The following is a 17409-nucleotide window of genomic DNA, read 5'->3' as shown; positions in this document are numbered from 1 at the left end:
CGGCGGGCCGGTCGTGGTCACGCTGCTCGGGCGCGGCGGTCCGTCCACCCTAGCGACCGCCTCCTCGCGGCACCTACCCCAGTGCGCGGCACACGACACCTGTGGACCAACCCGCACCTGTGGAGGACTGAGCCCACCCGCCCCGTCGGTTCCCCACATGCCGACCGTGAGCCCCTCGCGAGCCCCAGAACAACGGGATTTCCCGTGATGGCAGCTCTTCTGGTCGGCATTTGCGGAAGCAGTCGTGCGCCGGGGACAGCCCGTGTCCCCCGAAGCGCCCCCTGTGCCCGGGCGCGCGGCGTGCTGTCATGGAGGTCCACCATCGTCGGGGCCCTCCCCACGGCGCCCGGGAACGGGACCGATGCCGCACGTGACGCCGCACCTCCTGCGCACCGCCCTCGGCGCGCTCGTCGTCGCGGCGGCCCTCGGCGTGGTCGGGTGCACCTCCGCCGACCGCGACGCCACAGGCCCGACGGCGGGCGCCACGGCGAGCCCGAGCCCGACCGACGACACGCCCGGCGACACGACGAGCACGCCTGCCCCCACCGCGGACGCCGCCCCCCGCCCCTTCGGCGCGATCACCCCCGACACCATCCGCTCGGCCCCCAACACCCTCGTCTTCGACGGCGGCCTCGCCGTCGAGCCGAACTCGCTCGCCGCCCGCGCCGCCGAGCGCCTCACCGCCGGCGGCGACGCCGACGCCGCCCGGGCGGCAGAGCTGATCGCCGAGCGCCCCGTCGCGCTCTGGCTCGGCGACGGCCACGACGACGCCGCGCTCGTCGACGAGATCACCGACTACCTCGTCGCCGCCGAGCTGCAGGACGCGACCGCCGTCTTCGTCACCTACGCGATCCCCGACCGCGACTGCGGCAACTACTCCGCCGGGGGGCTCGCGGCCGACGACTACCCCGCCTGGAACCAGCTCGTCGCCGACACCCTGCGCGGCCACCGTGCGGTCGTGGTGGTCGAGCCCGACTCGCTCGGCATGCTCACGCGCTGCCCCGAGCTCGCCGACGAGCGGCTCCCCCTCATCCGCGAGTCGGTCGCCGCGTTCGCCGACGCCGGGGTGCCCGCCTACCTCGACGGCGGAAACTCGAACTGGGTGCCCGCCCGGGAGATGGCCGAGCGCCTCGAGCAGGCCGGGATCGACCGCGCCCGCGGCTTCTACACGAACGTCGCGAGCTTCTACCCGGTCGACGACGAGCGCGCCTACGCCGAGCGGGTCAGCGAGCTCACCGGCGACAGCCGCTACGTCATCGACGTCTCGCGCAACGGCCAGGGCTGGCGCGGCACCTGGTGCAACCCCGAGGGCGCCGGCCTCGGCCAGGACCCGCACGTCACGGGCGGCAGCAAGGGCCTCGACGCGTTCCTGTGGGTGAAGACGCCGGGCATCAGCGACGGCACCTGCAACGGCGGGCCGCCCGCGGGCGAGTGGTGGGCGTCGTTCGCCGAGGGGCTCGTCGAGCGCCGCAGCGAGTAGGGCGCAGGAGGCGCCAGCCAGGACGACAGGAGGTGCGGGCCGGGTGCGCGAGACCGCGTCAGCGGCTGCGCAGCAGCTCCAGGAACTCGTCCGCCATGGCCAGCTGCCGCTCGAGCCGGGCCCGGCGCTCGACGGCGTCCGCGATGAAGGCGTCGAGACGGGCGCGGGTGTCGGACGCCGCGCCTCCTGCGCCCTCGGCACCGGCTGCCTCGGCACCGGCCGCCTCGAGCGCGTCGACGACGAGCAGCAACTCGGCCATCTCGTCGAGCGAGAAACCCAGCGGCTTCATGCGGCGGATCACCATCAGCCGCGAGAAATCGGCGTCGGTGTACAGCCGGAACCCCCCGTCGCTGCGTCCCGACGGGGTGAGCAGCCCGACCTCGTCGTAGTGCCGGATCGTGCGCAGCGACATCTCGGCCCGGTCGGCCAGCTCGCCGATCTGCATCATCGGTGCGTCGACGTCCGTCATGGTCACTGGCCCATCTCTACCCTCACGTGAGGGTAGGGTCGATCACACGGCAGTGTCGCCGGTCCCCCGATCTTCTCACCACCCCACCCGGAGCACGCCGTGACCGCAGATTCCTCCCAGCCCCGCGCCGTCGCGCCCGCTCGTCCCGACGACAGCGTGCGCGCGGTGCTCCGCTCGCCGCGCCTCCTCACCAGGGAGGCGCTGGCCGGCATCGTCACCACGCTCGCCCTCGTGCCCGAGGTGATCTCGTTCTCGGTGATCGCCGGCGTCGACCCGATGGTCAGCCTGGTCGCGTCGGTCGTGCTCGCCGTGGTGATGTCGCTGCTCGGCGGACGGCCCGCGATGGTGACCGCCGCAGCCGGCTCGGTCGCCCTCGTGATCGCGCCGCTCGTGCGCACCCACGGGGTCGAGTACGTGCTGCCGACCGTGCTGCTCGCAGGCGTCATCCAGATCGTCTTCGGCACGGCCGGCCTCGCGCGCCTGATGCGCTTCATCCCGCGCTCCGTGATGATCGGCTTCGTCAACGCGCTGGGCATCCTGATCTTCGTCGCGCAGGTGCCGCACCTCGTCGACGTGCCGTGGATCGTCTACCCGCTCTTCGCGCTGACCATCGCGATCGTCGTGCTTCTGCCGCGGTTCACGCGGGTCGTGCCGGCACCCCTCGTGGCGATCGTGGTCGTGACCGTGATCGTCGTGGCCGCGGGCCTGACCGACGTGCACACCGTCGGCGACGAAGGGCCGATGGGAGGCGGCCTGCCGGGCCTCACCCCGTGGCTCGTGCCGTTCAGCCCGGAGACCCTCGGCATCATCCTGCCGACGGCGCTCAGCGTCGCCTTCGTCGGCCTGATGGAGACGCTGCTCACGGCGAAGCTCGTCGACGACATCACCGAGACGCCCTCGCACAAGGGCAAGGAGTCCTGGGCCCTCGGCGTCGCGAACATCGCCGCCGGCGCCTACGGCGGCATCGCGGGCTGCGCCATGATCGGCCAGACGGTCGTCAACGTGAAGATCGGGCGGGCGCGGACCAGGGTCTCGACCCTGGCGGCCGGACTGTTCCTGCTGCTGCTCGTCACGGGGCTGAGCTCGGTGATGGCGCGCATCCCGATGGTCGCCCTCGCGGCCGTGATGATGGTGGTCGCGATCACCACGGTCGATTGGCACAGCGTGCGCCCGTCGACGCTGAGGCGCATGCCGCTGCCCGAGACACTGGTCATGGTGGTCACGGTCGCCGTCGTCGTCGCGACCAACAACCTCGCGATCGGGGTGGCCGTCGGCGTGCTGCTCGCGATGGTGCTGTTCGCCCGTCGGATCGCGCACGTCATCCGGGTCGAACGGACCGTCGAGCCGGCCGTCGAGCCGGCGGCCGCCGCCGTCACGGACCCGGACGGCTCCGCCCGCCCGCACGCTCGGGTCCGCTACGACGTCGTCGGCCCGCTCTTCTTCGGCAGCAGCAACGACCTCGTCGAGCACTTCGCGTACGCGGACGACGCTGCCCTCGCAGAGGAGGCGGCCGTCGCGTCGCGTCCGGACGCGACCGTCCTCGTCGACCTCAGCCGCGCCTCCGTGTGGGACGCCTCGAGCGTCGCCGCCCTCGACTCGGTCGAGGCGAAGTTCGCCGCGCACGGCCTCGCCGTCGAGTTCGTCGGCCTCGACGAGCGCAGCGGCTCGTTCCACGGACGCCTCACGGGGCAGCTCGGCGGCTGAGCCTGCGGCGGGCCGCGCTGCGCGATGCTCGGCCCCGCCCGCACCCGCTGAACCCGCGCACACCCGTCCCCGCGCACGAGGGTGCGCGCGGGTCCGACGGGTCCGGACGCGCTGGCGCGTGGCTTCAGCGAGTGCGCGGGCACACGGGCGGGCTACGCGCGGCGCGCTACGCGCCGATGCGCACGAAGTGGTGCGGCGAGTCCCAGATGGGCCGCACGCTGACGAGGCCGCCGGGCTTCGGCGCGTCGAGGATCATCCCGTCGCCCGCGTAGATGCCGTCGTGGGCGAGGTTGTCGAAGACGACCAGGTCGCCGGGCACCGCCTCGGCGGCCGAGACGCGCGTGCCCTCGGTGTCCTGGGTGGGCACGTAGTGGGTCAGCGAGATGCCGAACTGGGCGTACACGAACGTGATCAGGCCCGAGCAGTCGAACTTGGTCGGGTCTTCGCCGCCGTGCACGTAGGGCGTGCCGATGTACTGCATCGCGACGGCGAGCACCTGGTCGCGGTCGAGCGTGTCGTAAAGCGGGTCGGCCAGGTAGGAGGCGGTGGTCCGGCCGTCCCACTCGGTCGAGCCCGCGGCCTTCTCGTTGCGCAGCAGCTGCGTCCTGACGTCGATCATCGACGTCGCCGAGTACTCGTCGCGCTCGACGTCGTCCGCGACGACCGTCGCGTCGACGGAGAGGTGCTGCTGACCGCTCGCGGGGGCACCGGCGGAGAAGCCCGTCCCGCCGGCCGCGGCCTGCGCCTCCTGGTCGGGACCCGCGATGAGGGGCAGCGTGCCGCTGGCGGCGAAGCCCACGAGGGCTGCGACGACGGAGGCCTTCTTGACGATGTCGACGAGACGACGCGTGGCAGGAACGGCCGCACCGGAGGGAGCCGGGGACGAGGAGGCGCCGGCCGACGACCGCTCGGCGCGCGCGGCACGACGGGCCAGCGCGAGGACTCCACGACTCTCCACGCGAGCGGACAGGGCCGCACGAGCAGCGCGTCGGCCGCTCAGCCCGGGCACCGTCACGACGGCGGCCTCGGCGGCGGCGACGGACGCGTCGACGAGGGCCTCGGGCTGCACGAACGAGGCGCGGCAGCTCTGCGGCAGCACGGCGGCCTCGGCCCGACGGCGACCTCGCGGACGCAGCAGCGGGGCGGCGTCTCCGCCTCGTCCGTGCGCGTCGTGACCTGACGGGCTCGGGGACGCGGTGGTCGTCACGCGGGCGGTCCTCACGGTAGGTCGGTCAGGAGGGAACATCCGACTGTATCGCGGTTCGTCCCCCGATCCGAGTCGGCTCCCAGGTTCATCCGGGTCAGCGACGGCGGGTGAGCGACCTCACCCATCGTGCCGCCGCCTCCTCAGCTCACGGCGCAGCGCGCGTCGTTCGCGCCAGGTCGGCGGGGCGGGCGGGACGGCTGCCGCACGGGCCGCGCGGCGGTCCTCGCGGCGCTCGCGCCACCTCCTCAGCTCGTCGTCGACGTCTCGGGTGGGGGTCACGACGGGAGGTCCGCCGGTCAGCTGGCGCCGAGCCTCCACGATCCGCGTGTTGAAGTCGTCGAGGTGGGCACGCACGGCGGCTTCCGTGCCGAGGCCGTCGAGCACGTCGTCGAGCTGCTGGTGCTCGGTGCGCAGCGAGAGCGCAGGAGGCGCCAGGCCGGTGAGCCCCTCCCTCTCGATCAGGCCACGGATCCACCAGTCGGGGTCGACCGTGCCGCCGGCCAGGCCGGGCAGCGGCTTGCCCGCCAGGGGCAGGTCGTCGAACTCGCCGCGCTGCACCGCGAGGTCGATCGCGGTGCGAGCCCAGGCGCGCATCTCGGCAGCGGTGCGGGTGTCGCGCGGGGCGTCGTCGGGCGGTCGCTCGCCCTCGGCCCGGTAGCGCGCGGCGGCGACGCGCGGGTCGCTGCGGCGCGGGTCGCCGTGGGCCGTCGGGGCGCCTTCCTCCGCTGACATGCCGTCGAGGGTACGCCGCGCCCGCCGAGCGGTCCCCGCAGGCCGGAGGCGGGCTACAGGTCGCGCACGCTCACGACCGCGCGCAGCGCCGCGATCGCGTCCGGGTCGCCCGAGCCCAGCCCGTGGCGGGTCACGTTCAACGCGCCGGCCGCGGTGCCCGTGACGACCGCCTCCTCGAGTCCGCCGCCCGCGGCGAGCACGGCGGCCACGCCGGCCGTGAGCGAGTCGCCGGCTCCGCGGGTGTCGACGACGTGCATCGAGGGCACGCTCACCTCGAAGACGCGCGCACCCGGCCCGTCGAGCACGAAGGTGGGCAGGTCGGAGCAGGTGACCACGACCGACGACGCCCCGCGCAGCCGCAGGTCGCGCATCGCCTCGACGATCTGCTCCGGGGTGCTCTCGGTGATCAGCTCGTCGGCGAGCAGCTCCTGGTCGCTGACCTTGAGCACGTCGACGCCGCCCTCGAGCACCGCCTCCAGCCGCTCGCCGGCGAGGTCGGCGACGACGACGCGGTCGACGGCCCGCAGGTCGGCCGCGAGGCGTCGGTAGACGTCGACGGGCAGGGTGTCGTCGCCGGACGGGCCGCTGAGCACCGTGACGTCCGACTCGAGCCCGGCCCGCAGGGCGAGTCCGTACAGCTCGTCGAGGTCGTGCCGGCTGAGGGCGTCGCCGGGGGTCTCGACGAGCTCGTCCCGCTCGCCGTCTCGGCGGTCGTGCACGTAGGCCGCGCCGCGCCCCTCGCGGCGGACCGAGAGCAGCGGCACGCCCTCGTCGTCGCAGAGGTGCCCGACGACCGAGCCCGTCTCGCCGACGAGCGCGGCGACCACGACGACGTCGGCCCCGAGCGTCTGCAGCATCCGGGCCTGCCAGAGCCCCTGCCCGCCCGCGTGGACGTGCACGTCGGCGCCGGCGCCGTGGTCCTCGACGGTGACGGTGAGCACGGGAGAGGGAGCGAAGACGGCGACTCGGCCTGTCATGGTGGTCCGTTCGGTGGGGCCCCGCGGGTGCGACGGCTGACAGGCAGAACGAACCACGTGGTGCGGTGCGCGGCTCCCAGCGGTCTCCCGGGCGACTCTGTGATGTGCGAGCCGAGGAGGCGACGGTAAGCGCGCGCAGACCGACCAGTCCCCCGGGCGGGTGACTCCGAACCATCCTCATGACCACCACAGCGAGCGCGATCCGCGAGGGAGTGACGACGGCGTCCCTCGAGCGGGCGTGGGAGATCGGGACCCCGATGACGCCGGTCGGGTTCTACCCGCGCTCCGGCCCCCTGCCGGCCGTCGTCGCCGTGCACGGGCAGACCGGCCCCTGGGACGCCCCGGGCCAGACCCGTCGCCTGGAGCTCTCCGGCGGCGGCCAGCTCGTCGAGACGCTCGTGACCGTGGCCCGTCCGGCGCTGTTCGTCTACGAGCTGAGCGACTTCCGCGGCCCCCTCCGCTCGCTCGTCGAGCGCGGCCGTGCCGAGTGGTGGTACGAGCCCCTGGACCGTCACGACGAGGAGGGCTCGGGCACGCGCGTCTGCTGGCAGTACTCGTTCGACGCCAAGCCCGGCCGCGGCCTGTTGGTCCGCGCCGTGGTCCGGCTGCTCTGGGGGCCGTACATGACGAAGGTCCTGGGAGGCGTGACCGCCGAGATCGACCGGGTCGCCGCCTCCTCGGGTCGCGCTCCCGACGTCGAGGGCTCTACCGTCTGAAGCTTGCAGGGGCCGCAGCTTCACAGCAGTGTCGAGGCAGCTTGGGGGCACGCTGACAGCGCTGATCGCCCTACGGTCGATCAGACCCCCTTCGCCGCGCGTGCGCAGGGCCCGCTGCCTCACAGCCCGACCTCTGCGGAGAGACCCCCGTGAACATCACCCTGACCACCTGGCTCATCACCATCGGTGTGACGATCGCCTTCTTCGTCTACGAGTTCTTCACGCACGTGCGCAAGCCGCACGAGCCCACGATCGGCGAGTCCGCTCGCTGGTCGGCCTTCTACATCGGCCTCGCGCTGCTCTTCGGCGTCGGCATCGGCTTCACGAGCGGCTGGGGCTTCGGCGGCGAGTACTTCGCCGGCTACCTCACCGAGAAGGCGCTGTCGATCGACAACCTCTTCGTGTTCCTGCTGATCATGACCGGGTTCGCCATCCCTCGGATGTACCAGCAGAAGGTGCTGATGATCGGCATCGTCATCGCCCTCATCATGCGCGCCGGCTTCATCGCCGCCGGCGCCGCGCTGATCGAGAACTTCTCGTGGGTCTTCTACATCTTCGGCGCCCTGCTCTTCGTGCTGGCCTACCAGCAGCTCAAGGGCGACCACGGCGGCAACGCGGCCGACAACATGTTCGTCCGTGTCGCGCGACGCATCCTGCCGGTGCACGACGACTTCAACGGCGACAAGTTCACCGTGAAGGTCTCGGGCAAGCGCTTCGTCACGCCGCTGCTGCTCTGCGTCATCGCGATCGGCTTCGTCGACCTGGTCTTCGCGCTCGACTCGATCCCGGCGATCTACGGCCTCACCAACGAGGCGTACATCGTCTTCACGGCCAACGCGTTCGCTCTGATGGGCCTGCGCCAGCTGTACTTCCTGATCGGCGGGCTGCTCGAGCGCCTCGTCTACCTGTCGCAGGGCCTCGCGGTCATCCTCGCCTTCATCGGCGTCAAGCTCGTGTTCCACGCCCTGCACGTCAACGAGGTGCCCTTCATCAACGGCGGCGAGCCGCTGCTCTGGGTGCCCGAGATCCCGATCTGGCTGTCGCTGCTCTTCATCGGCGCGACGATCACGGTCGCGACCGTGGCCAGCCTCGCCAAGACCCGCGGCGACGCCGACAAGAAGAAGCGCGAGACCGTCGAGGGCGAGCCGATCACGCACGCGCACGACTCGGCCGCCTCGCGGAAGGACGACAGCTCGGCGCACTAGCCCGCCGGCTCTGCCCGCCCGCACCGCACCGCACCGCACCGCCGCAGAGCGCCGCGTCCCCGTCTCGGGGGCGCGGCGTTCTGCTGTGTCCGGGCCGCCGCCTCCTTCGCCCGGGATCTGACCTCACCTTCGCGCGGGGCCGGTGAGCCCACGCGACAGCGACAAGGCGACGCGATGTTCCGCGGAGGTTCGTCGCTCTCGCGTCGCCTCACATCGAGAGCGTGCTGTCTCCCCGCCCCCGCTCACACCTGCGCCGTAATTTGAGAGTGATCGACCTCAGCCGGGCCGCCGCCGCAGGCTCCCGCCGCCGCGCGGAACAGGATCACTCTCGGTCTGGGGTCGCCAGTGGCCACACCTCCGCAGATGCCGACTGACACGCCCGGGATGCACCTCCACGCGGGGCGTGTCCCACGATCGCGGAGCCTCCCGGTCGGCATCTGCGGCCGGGACGAGGTTGCCGACACCCGTCGCTCCAGATAAGGTTAGGCACACCTAACACGGCGATCACCCGTGAGGGCCCCCGAACCGGACAGCACCGGCGAGAGGGGCTGTCCGTCGACGCGGCACGCACCCGGCGTGCCCTCCCCGACACCGGGCGATCCGTCGTGCCCGCAGCACGTCCGCCACGCCTCCCGCAGCCGTGGCACTCGCCGCAGCAGGTCCGCACCGCCTCGACCGCACCTCCTCCCCTCGCCCCCCTCCGGAAGGCCCCCATGTCCCGCACCTCGCGCCTCCTCGCCCTGAGCGCCGCCTCCGTCCTCGCCCTCGGCCTGACCGCCTGCTCGACCGGTGCCGGTACCGGCACCGACGGCGGCAGCACCGACGGCGCAGCGTCCGGCGACTTCACGCCCGTCACGATCGAGCACGCGCTCGGCACGACGACGATCGACGAGAAGCCCGAGCGGATCGCCACGGTGAACTGGGCCAACCAGGAGGTGCCCCTCGCGCTGGGCGTCGTCCCGGTCGGCATGGCGCGTGCGGACTTCGGCGACGACGACGGGGACGGCGTCCTTCCGTGGGTGACCGAGAAGCTGGACGAGCTCGGCGGCGAGGCCCCCGTGCTGTTCGACGAGACCGACGGGGTCGACTTCGAGGCCGTGGCCGACACCGAGCCCGACGTGATCCTCGCCGCGTACTCCGGCCTGACGCAGGAGGACTACGACACGCTCAGCGAGATCGCTCCCGTGGTCGCGTACCCCGAGACCGCGTGGGGCACCTCGTGGCGCGACATGATCGCCTACAACAGCCAGGCCATGGGCATGGCCGACGAGGGCGAGCAGCTCGTCGCCGACCTCGAGGGCGAGATCGCCGACGTCGCCGACGCGCACCCCGAGCTGACCGACTCGACCGCGATGTTCCTCACGCACGTCGACACGAACGACCTCAGCGAGGTGAGCTTCTACACGACGCACGACACCCGCGTGCAGTTCTTCGACGACCTCGGCCTGCAGCAGCCCGCGAGCATCCAGGAGGCGTCCGACTCGACCGACCTGTTCTCGCTCACGCAGAGCGCCGAGACGGCCGACACGTTCGACGACGTCGACGTGATCGTCACGTACGGCGACGACGAGCTCGTCCAGACGCTCGAGGGCGACCCCGTCCTGTCGCAGATGCCCGCCGTGGCGAACAAGGCGATCGTCGCGCTGCCGAGCACCGGCCCGCTGGGCACGGCCGCGAACCCGACGCCCCTGTCGATCTCGTGGATCCTCGCCGAGTACGCCGACCTCCTCGCCGAGGCGTCGCAGAAGTAGCCACCAGCCGAGCCGTCGAGAGCAGTCAGCAGCAGCGTGACCCTCACCACCACCTCCGGGGCCGCCTCGGACGTCGCCGCCGTGCGCCGTCCGAGGCGTCTCCGTGCCGCCTGGCTGCTCGCGCTGCTGGGCGTGCTCGTCGTCGTCATGGTGCTGTCGCTGACGATCGGCTCGCGCTCGGTGTCGCTCGACGACGTGCTGGCAGCACTGGGAGGCGCGACGGACGGATTCGATCGCGCCTCCGTCGCGAAGCGCATCCCTCGCACCCTGCTCGCGGTCGCCGCCGGAGCGGCCCTCGCCGTCGCCGGGGCCGTGATGCAGGGGGTGACGCGCAACCCGCTGGCCGACCCGGGGATCCTCGGGGTCACGACAGGCGCCTCCCTCGCGGTCGTCACCGGTCTCGCGTTCTTCGGCCTGAGCGCCGCGACCAGCATCGTCTGGGTCGCGATCCTCGGCGCGGCCGCCACGGCCCTGTTCGTCTACACGGTCGGGTCCCTGGGACGAGGAGGCGCCACTCCCCTCAAGCTGGCCCTGGCCGGTGCCGCGACCTCGGCCGCGCTCGCCTCGTTCATCACGGCCGTCGCGCTGCCCCGCGGCGACATCTCGGCGAACATCCGCTCGTGGCAGATCGGCGGCGTGGGCGGCGGCACGTTCTCGAGCCTCGGCCAGGTGCTGCCCTTCCTCGTCGTCGGGCTCGTCGTCTGCCTGCTGTCGGCCAAGGCGCTGAACTCGCTGGCCCTCGGCGACGAGCTCGCGGCAGGCCTCGGCGAGCGCGTCGCGGTCGTCCGCGGGCTGTCGGCCCTCGGCGCCGTGGTGCTCTGCGGCGCCGCGACCGCCGTCACGGGCCCGATCGGCTTCGTCGGCCTCGTCGTGCCGCACGCCTGCCGGCTGCTGACCGGCGTCGACCACCGCTGGCTGCTGCCGTTCTCGGCGGTCGGGGGCGCGGTCTTGCTCACCGCCGCCGACGTCGTCGGGCGCGTCGTCGCCCGGCCCGCCGAGATCGACGTGGGGATCGTCACGGCGCTGATCGGTGCTCCGTTCTTCATCTGGATCGTGCGCCGCGCGAAGCTGAGGGCGCTGTGAGCGACGCCGACCTGCGCTCCGCGAGGGGCGCCTCCTCGACGGCTGCCGGTGCCGCGCGGATCGCGAGCGTCGCCGCCGACGTCGCCCGCGGCCGCGCGCGTCGCGGCCGTCGCCGCCGTGCCGTGATCGGCCTGCTGGCCGCCGCCGTGCTCGTCGTCTTCGTGCTCACCCTCATGGTCGGGCGCACCTTCTACGGGCCCGGCGACGTGCTCGGCGTGGTCCTCGGAGAGGACGTGCCCGGCGCCTCCTTCACGGTCGGCCGCCTGCGACTGCCGCGGGCCGTGCTCGCGATCGCCGCCGGGCTCTGCTTCGGCCTGGGCGGCGTGACGTTCCAGACGATGCTGCGCAACCCGCTCGCGAGCCCCGACATCATCGGCATCAGCTCGGGCGCCAGCGCCGCCGCCGCGTTCGCGATCGTCACCCTCTCGCTCGACGACGCGCAGGTCTCGGCCTTCGCCATCGCCGCCGGGCTGGCCGTAGCGGTGCTCGTCTACTTGCTGTCGAAGAAGGGCGGCGTCGCCGGCACGCGACTCGTGCTCGTCGGCATCGGGGTCGCGGCGATGCTCGACAGCCTGACGGCTTACGTGCTGTCGGGCGCGGCGCAGTGGGACCTGCAGGAGGCGCTGCGCTGGTTGACGGGGAGCCTCAACGGCACGAACTGGCCGCAGGTCGTCCCGGTGCTGGTCGCGCTCGTCGTGCTGACGCCCGTGCTGCTCTCGCGCTCGCGCGACCTCTCGGTCACGCAGCTCGGCGACGACACGGCCTCGGCGCTCGGGGTGCGGGTCGACCGCACGCGGCTGGTCGTCATCCTCGCGGCCGTGGGGCTCATCTCGTTCGCGACCGCGGCCTGCGGGCCGATCGCGTTCGTCGCGTTCCTGGCCGGCCCGATCGCGGCCCGGATCGTCGGGCCGCACGGCTCGCTGCTGGTGCCGTCGGCGCTCGTCGGGGCGCTGCTGGTGCTCGTCGCCGACGTCGTGGGGCAGTTCGCGCTCGGCACGCGGTTCCCCGTCGGGGTCGTCACCGGGGTGCTCGGCGCCCCGTACCTGATCTATCTCATCGTCCGCACCAACCGTGCCGGAGGCTCGTTGTGACCACCGACCACACGCTCGTCGCCCGACGACTCACCCTCGGCTACGGCGACCGCGTCGTCGTCGACGACCTCGACCTCGTCGTGCCGCCCGGCCGCATCACCGCGATCGTCGGCGCGAACGCCTGCGGCAAGTCGACGCTGCTGCGCTCGATGTCGCGCTTGCTCAAGCCGCGGGCCGGGCAGGTCGTGCTCGACGGCGCCGAGGTGCACCGGACGCCCGCGCGGCAGCTGGCCCGGACGCTCGGCCTCCTGCCCCAGTCGCCCGTCGCGCCCGAGGGCATCACGGTCGCCGACCTCGTCGGCCGGGGGCGGCACCCGCACCAGGGCCTGCTCTCGCGCTGGAGCTCGGCCGACGACCTCGCCGTCGCCGAGGCGCTCGAGGCGACCGAGACCACCGGCCTCGCCGACCGCTCGGTCGACGAGCTGTCCGGCGGCCAGCGCCAGCGAGTCTGGATCGCGATGGCGCTGGCGCAGCAGACCGACGTGCTGCTGCTCGACGAGCCCACGACGTTCCTCGACGTGAGCCACCAGGTGGAGGTGCTCGACCTGCTCACCGACCTCAACCGCAGCCGAGGCACCACCGTCGTGATGGTGCTGCACGACCTCAACCTGGCCGCGCGCTACGCCGACCACCTCGTCGCCCTCGCCGAGGGCCGGGTGCACGCCGCCGGCACGCCGCACGAGGTGCTGACCGAGGACTGCGTCCGCGCCGTCTTCGGCCTCGACAGCCGGGTCGTCGACGACCCGACGACGGGTGCGCCGATGATGCTGCCGCTCGGACGGCACCACGTCGTCGGCGAGTGGCCCGAGCGCCGCGAGTCCTCGTCCGAACCGGCGCCGTAGGAGGCGCGGGTGCGTCCCGCCCGCCGCTCGCGCACCTCCTGCGGTCGCCTCTGCGCGCCTCCGGAAGTCCGCACCTCCGCACCTGCCGACCATCAGGCTGCCCAGCAGCCCGCAACCCCCGGATATCCCGTCGTTGCAGGCGTGCCGGTCGGCTTTCGCAGCCGGCACCGTGCGGCAGCGACGCGTCTCGCAGGCTGAGTCGCGCCGGACACGACGGAGGGCCGCCCGACGATCTCTCGTCGGACGGCCCTCCGGGCGGTGCTGGCGTCGCTGTGCGACTGTGCTGACTAGCCGGTGAAGGCGGCGTTCGCGCGCACGGGGACGGCGACCGGAGCGGTCGGGCCGGCGGGCACGGGCACGGGTGCGACGACGGCGTCGGCGGTGACCGTGACGGCGCCCTGGAGGATCACGCCGGACTCGAGGCCGCCGATGGTGATGACGTACGAGCCCGCGGCGGGCACGGCGTCGGCAGGGATGACGACGGTGTCCTGGACACGTCCCTGGGCGTCGGCCGTCAGGACGACGTCCAGCGGGCTCGCGCCCTGGGCGTTCTCGTCCACGAAGTAGACCTCGAGCTCCTCGTTCGGGAAGAAGCCGGCCCCGTCGACGGTGATGCCGGTGGTCCGGGCCTGGGTGACGGTCACGGTCGCGGGCTGGTACGTGCCGGTGGGCGCGGGGATGAACCAGGTGCTCTCGTCGCCGAACGCGACGGCCTGGACCGACGAGGCCAGGGGCGACGGGGTGATGAAGCCGTAGGCGAGGATCGCGGCGTCGGCAGCCGGGTCGCCGGCGGCGTCGATGACGGCGATCTGGGCCTGGAACTCCGCGAGCGTCGCGACGGCGCCGGCGGCGTAGGTGCCGAGCGCCTGCGAGGTGACCCACTGGCTCGTGGCGGTGAAGCCCTCGTCGCCCGTCAGGACGGGACGCAGGGTCGTGAAGTCGGTGCCGGTGCCGGTGGCGTTCGCGAAGATCGGCACCTGGAAGGTGGCGTCGCCGACAGACGCGAAGTCGGCGTCGAGGACGAGGTCGGTCAGGGTGCTGGCGGGAGCGTCGAAGGCGTTGAGGACCTGGACGTCGCCGCCGGCCGAGTTGAGGCCGGCACCGTCGAAGGTGACCTCGCCGGCGGGAGCCGCCACGTCGCCCAGGAACCAGCCGGTCGCGGGGTAGGGCGTGCCGGGCACTTCCTGGCCGAGCTGGTCGTTCGTGGTGACGCGGTCGGCGGTGGTGGGGTCGAACACGGCGTTCGCCGTGCCGGAGACGGCGACGACGGAACCGATGACCGCGGCGGACGCCACGGCCACGGAGAAGATGCGGGACTGCTTCACAGGTGATCCTTTTTCTCAGAGTGAGCCGCGCCGAGTGAGGGGCGGCAGAACGGTGATCCCCCCATCACGGCGTCTGCGCGCAGGAGTGCGCCGTCGCATCGAGAAAGGTTCTGAGCAAGTGTCACTGATTTGCGGCCGCTTGGGAAGCCCTGTGTCGAACCCCTGCGCCCGCGACCACGGTGGCCCAGGCTGCGGTGCCCGCTACCGGCTGATGGTCTTGCCGATCGCGACGCCCACGAGCACCGCCGCGACGACGGTCGCGACCGGTCGACGACGGGCGTTCCGGCGCACGAACGCCCCGACCCCGGCGCCCTCGTCGTCCGGGTCGAGCGACCCCACGGTGCGGTCGACGACGTCGGCGGTGGCCCGGCCGGCCTTGTCGGCGAAGCGCTCGCCTCGGTCCTGGGCGCGGTCCAGCACCTCGGACGCCGCCTCCTTCGCCTTCTGCAGCAGCCGGTCTGCGCTGCCGCTGCCGCCGCTGCCGCTGCTGCTGCTGCTGCTGCTGCGACCGTCGTCGACCTGCTCGCCCGGGGCCGCCCAGCGGCGCTCCGCCTCGTCCAGGGCGCGGCTGGCGGCGCGCTTCGCCTTCTCGCTGAAGGACTCGCTCACGGGTGTCTCCTCGTCTGGCCGCGATGAGCGGACCGTGGTTCGTGGTGTGGTTCGCGGGGTGTCGTGGTGCTGCGGATCGTAGGCGCAGGTCAGCCCTGGCGGGTGCGGTGCTGTCGGAGGTGCGGGTGGTCAGTCGCGGGCGGTCGCGGGCTGGTCGCCGCGGGATGTCAGCTCGGCGATCGTGTCCTTCGGGACGGGCGGGACTCCGCGTCCCAGCGCCGAGACGCCGACCTTCACGACGACCGCCGCGGCGAGGGCGAACACGGCGAAGGCGATGAGCGTCGCGGCCCACAGGGGCAGCGCGACGGCGAGGGCGGCGACGACCACGGCCGCGAGCAGCCCGACGGTGACGACGGCGAGCACGACGCCGACCCCTACGAGGACGAGCCCGGCCCGCGCGCTCTTGGCACGGTCGGCCACCTCGGCCTTCGCCTTGCCGATCTCGCCGCGCACGGCCTTCACGATGGGCTCGATCGCACGGCTGCCCAGCTGGTCGGCCCGGCTGCCCAGCTGGTCGCGCAGACGCGGTCCGCTGCGGACGTCGTCCGAGGTGCTCTTGTCGTCGGTGCCCTTGTCGGTCACGGGGTGCCTCCTGGTCTCGGCCCCGGCCGCCCGCGATCCTCGTGGGAGGTGCGGTGCAGGGCTCCCCATCAAGTCGTGTCCCGCTCCCCTCCCGTCACGCACCTCCGGCTCGCTCCCAGCTTCGCGAGGCCCGGCACTCGCCTCCCGGCCATCACGCCCCGACCGTCCCGTCGCGCTCCCCGTCTGCGTGCCCGGCGCCGCGCCTCCTCGGGGTCCAGGCTGGAGCGAGCGACCGGGAGCCGGTCGACGACGAGAGGGACACGACATGGCCGAGACGACAGAGGTGCTGCACGTGGTGCTGGCCGAGTGGAACGACGGAGTCGACGCGTCCGCGCAGGCCACGACGATGTCCGACGAGCACCTGACGACGATCGACGGCGTGCTGTCCGTCTCGAGCGGCCCCACCGTCAGCGGCGAGGGCCTCGAGGGAGGCTTCGACTGGATGCTCGTCGTCCGCTTCCGCGACCGCGCCGCTCTCGACGCGTACCTCCCGCACCCCGAGCACCTGCCGGTCGCGGGCTTCCTGCGCGACTCGGCGGCCCGGGTCGTGGTCTTCGACATCGCGGCGTAGGGCGCGGTCGCTCGCGGCCGGCCGGAGGCGCCGCTGCCCCGAGCGCGCGGCCGTCCCTAGAATCGGCGCATGCCCTACGACGAGTGGTACGACGACGACACGCGCCAGGCGGCGACGGCACGGGTCCTCGAGCGCCGGGCCACGAAGCCGGGCGACCGCAACGTCCTCACGGTGGTCGCCGACGAGTTCGGCATCCCGCAGCAGACGCTGCGAGCCTGGGTCGAGGAGGCGGCGCCCGAGCCCGAGAAGCCGGCCCGGAAGCGCCGCCCGAAGTTCTCGCAGGTCGTGACGACGCGGATCGAGCCCGCGCCGGCGCCCGAGGCGGAGGCAGCGCAGGAGTCGGCGGCCGAGGTCCAGCCCGAGCCGGACGCCGAGGCGCAGCCGGACGTCGAGGCGGAGCCGGACGTCGAGGCGGAGCAGCCGCCCACGGAGGTCGAGGCAGAGTCGGACGAGCCGCGACCTCGACCGAGCGTCCCGCACACGCTCGCCGGGCCAGACGTCGAGACCCGGCCCGCGCCTCCTGTCGGGGCCGCCGTCGCCGCACCCGCTCGGACGCACCGCACCGGCGAGATCGCCGCCCTCGAGGCGGAGGTCGCGGCGCTGCGAGCCGGCAACCGCGTCCTCACCGAGGCCATGCGCGTCCTGCTCGACCCCTGACGCCCCGCCGTCCCCCGGCCGCCCGCGCGCGCCCTGTTCGCGCTCTCCCTCTCCTCATTCAGGAACATGGGTCCTGAGTCGCGCAACTCAGGACACATTCGTCCTGAGTTGTGCACGACTCAGGACCCTCGCACCGCCGGTTCCTGAATACTGCTGCGGCTGGCTGGCTGGCCAGCTGGCTGGAGGTAACGGTCAGGTAACGCACCAATCTCATCCAGTGAGGGTGGCGAACCCCTGTCAACTCCCCACCGGGAACCACAGACAAGGAGAAACATCGTGAACATCTCACGCAAGACCATCACCAAGTCCGCCTTCGGCATCGTCGCCTCCGGCGCCCTCATCTTCAGCCTCGCGGCCTGCTCCTCCACCGACGCCGGCTCCGGCTCGTCGTCCTCCGCCGCCCCGTCG

17 protein-coding genes are annotated in these 17409 nt (G+C 73.1%); 10 read left to right on the top strand and 7 right to left on the bottom strand.

The genetic code is table 11. The annotated features are described in order from the left end of the window. The first annotated feature begins 370 nt into the window (after positions 1–370). Positions 371–1480: a glycoside hydrolase family 6 protein gene (locus ES689_RS13115; protein WP_191330457.1), complete on the top strand. Its 1110-nt coding sequence runs from the start codon at positions 371–373 to the stop codon at positions 1478–1480. A 58-nt stretch (positions 1481–1538) separates the two neighbouring features. Here the strand turns inward: ES689_RS13115 and ES689_RS13110 are convergent, their stop codons facing one another. Beyond that, positions 1539–1949 carry a MerR family transcriptional regulator gene (locus ES689_RS13110; RefSeq protein WP_146905876.1) on the bottom strand — a complete coding sequence of 137 codons (411 nt, stop codon included), beginning with the start codon at positions 1947–1949 and terminating at the stop codon, positions 1539–1541. Positions 1950–2048: 99 nt separating this feature from the next. Between ES689_RS13110 and ES689_RS13105 the strand changes: the two genes are divergently transcribed. Further along, a complete protein-coding gene (locus ES689_RS13105) occupies positions 2049–3653 on the top strand; it encodes a SulP family inorganic anion transporter (RefSeq protein ID WP_146905465.1) in 1605 nt (534 codons plus the stop codon). Between the two features lie 166 nt (positions 3654–3819). On the opposite strand, the gene ES689_RS13100 is transcribed toward ES689_RS13105, so the two are convergent. The 3 genes from ES689_RS13100 to ES689_RS13090 form a co-directional block, all read right to left on the bottom strand. Beyond that, a complete protein-coding gene (locus tag ES689_RS13100; RefSeq protein ID WP_191330455.1) occupies positions 3820–4860 on the bottom strand; it encodes a C40 family peptidase in 1041 nt (346 codons plus the stop codon). Between the two features lie 117 nt (positions 4861–4977). Further along, positions 4978–5592 carry a DUF1992 domain-containing protein gene (locus tag ES689_RS13095; protein ID WP_146905460.1) on the bottom strand — a complete coding sequence of 205 codons (615 nt, stop codon included), beginning with the start codon at positions 5590–5592 and terminating at the stop codon, positions 4978–4980. Between the two features lie 53 nt (positions 5593–5645). After that, on the bottom strand, positions 5646–6569 hold the full coding sequence (locus ES689_RS13090; RefSeq protein ID WP_146905457.1) for a PfkB family carbohydrate kinase: 924 nt from the start codon (positions 6567–6569) through the stop codon (positions 5646–5648). A 179-nt stretch (positions 6570–6748) separates the two neighbouring features. On the opposite strand from ES689_RS13090, the gene ES689_RS13085 reads away from it, so the two are divergent. The 6 genes from ES689_RS13085 to ES689_RS13060 all read left to right on the top strand — a co-directional run bounded on the left by ES689_RS13085 (position 6749) and on the right by ES689_RS13060 (position 13257). Then, positions 6749–7285, top strand: a complete 537-nt coding sequence (locus ES689_RS13085; RefSeq protein ID WP_146905454.1) for an SRPBCC family protein — start codon at positions 6749–6751, stop codon at positions 7283–7285. A gap of 149 nt (positions 7286–7434) precedes the next feature. Then, entirely contained in the window at positions 7435–8490 is a 1056-nt protein-coding gene (locus ES689_RS13080) for a TerC family protein (RefSeq protein WP_146905451.1), read from the top strand. Positions 8491–9203: 713 nt separating this feature from the next. Further along, positions 9204–10241 (top strand): iron-siderophore ABC transporter substrate-binding protein, encoded by a 1038-nt coding sequence (locus ES689_RS13075; protein ID WP_146905449.1) that lies wholly within the window; start codon positions 9204–9206, stop codon positions 10239–10241. Positions 10242–10277: 36 nt separating this feature from the next. Then, entirely contained in the window at positions 10278–11324 is a 1047-nt protein-coding gene (locus ES689_RS13070; protein WP_223269605.1) for an iron ABC transporter permease, read from the top strand. A gap of 59 nt (positions 11325–11383) precedes the next feature. Further along, positions 11384–12415, top strand: a complete 1032-nt coding sequence (locus ES689_RS13065; RefSeq protein WP_146905870.1) for an iron chelate uptake ABC transporter family permease subunit — start codon at positions 11384–11386, stop codon at positions 12413–12415. Further along, positions 12412–13257 (top strand): ABC transporter ATP-binding protein, encoded by an 846-nt coding sequence (locus ES689_RS13060; protein WP_146905446.1) that lies wholly within the window; start codon positions 12412–12414, stop codon positions 13255–13257. Before ES689_RS13065 ends, ES689_RS13060 begins: the two co-directional genes overlap by 4 nt. Positions 13258–13544: 287 nt before the next feature. On the opposite strand, the gene ES689_RS13055 is transcribed toward ES689_RS13060, so the two are convergent. From ES689_RS13055 to ES689_RS13045, 3 genes are all read right to left on the bottom strand, one after another. Then, a complete protein-coding gene (locus ES689_RS13055) occupies positions 13545–14582 on the bottom strand; it encodes a hypothetical protein (RefSeq protein WP_146905443.1) in 1038 nt (345 codons plus the stop codon). 201 nt (positions 14583–14783) lie between these two features. Then, positions 14784–15191 (bottom strand): hypothetical protein, encoded by a 408-nt coding sequence (locus ES689_RS13050; RefSeq protein ID WP_146905440.1) that lies wholly within the window; start codon positions 15189–15191, stop codon positions 14784–14786. 129 nt (positions 15192–15320) lie between these two features. Continuing rightward, a complete protein-coding gene (locus ES689_RS13045; protein WP_223269604.1) occupies positions 15321–15773 on the bottom strand; it encodes a phage holin family protein in 453 nt (150 codons plus the stop codon). A gap of 265 nt (positions 15774–16038) precedes the next feature. On the opposite strand from ES689_RS13045, the gene ES689_RS13040 reads away from it, so the two are divergent. Both ES689_RS13040 and ES689_RS13035 read left to right on the top strand, forming a co-directional pair. Continuing rightward, positions 16039–16344, top strand: coding sequence for a Dabb family protein (locus ES689_RS13040; RefSeq protein WP_146905435.1), 306 nt, complete (start codon positions 16039–16041; stop codon positions 16342–16344). A 69-nt stretch (positions 16345–16413) separates the two neighbouring features. Then, positions 16414–17001, top strand: a complete 588-nt coding sequence (locus ES689_RS13035) for a hypothetical protein (RefSeq protein ID WP_146905432.1) — start codon at positions 16414–16416, stop codon at positions 16999–17001. Positions 17002–17409: the final 408 nt, after the last annotated feature.

The organism is Frigoribacterium sp. ACAM 257, from assembly GCF_007954365.1.
Taxonomy (GTDB): domain Bacteria; phylum Actinomycetota; class Actinomycetes; order Actinomycetales; family Microbacteriaceae; genus Frigoribacterium.
Note: the sequence above shows the minus strand (reverse complement) of the source record. Positions and strands in the feature narration are given on the sequence as shown.

Bases quoted from the DNA above. Each gene is read 5' to 3' on its own strand.
- ES689_RS13110 (WP_146905876.1), bottom strand. From the start codon at position 1,949: ATGACGGACGTCGACGCACCGATGATGCAGATCGGCGAGCTGGCCGAC.
- ES689_RS13095 (WP_146905460.1), bottom strand. From the start codon at position 5,592: ATGTCAGCGGAGGAAGGCGCCCCGACGGCCCACGGCGACCCGCGCCGC.
- ES689_RS13090 (WP_146905457.1), bottom strand. From the start codon at position 6,569: ATGACAGGCCGAGTCGCCGTCTTCGCTCCCTCTCCCGTGCTCACCGTC.
- ES689_RS13085 (WP_146905454.1), top strand. From the start codon at position 6,749: ATGACCACCACAGCGAGCGCGATCCGCGAGGGAGTGACGACGGCGTCC.
- ES689_RS13075 (WP_146905449.1), top strand. From the start codon at position 9,204: ATGTCCCGCACCTCGCGCCTCCTCGCCCTGAGCGCCGCCTCCGTCCTC.
- ES689_RS13040 (WP_146905435.1), top strand. From the start codon at position 16,039: ATGGCCGAGACGACAGAGGTGCTGCACGTGGTGCTGGCCGAGTGGAAC.
- ES689_RS13035 (WP_146905432.1), top strand. From the start codon at position 16,414: ATGCCCTACGACGAGTGGTACGACGACGACACGCGCCAGGCGGCGACG.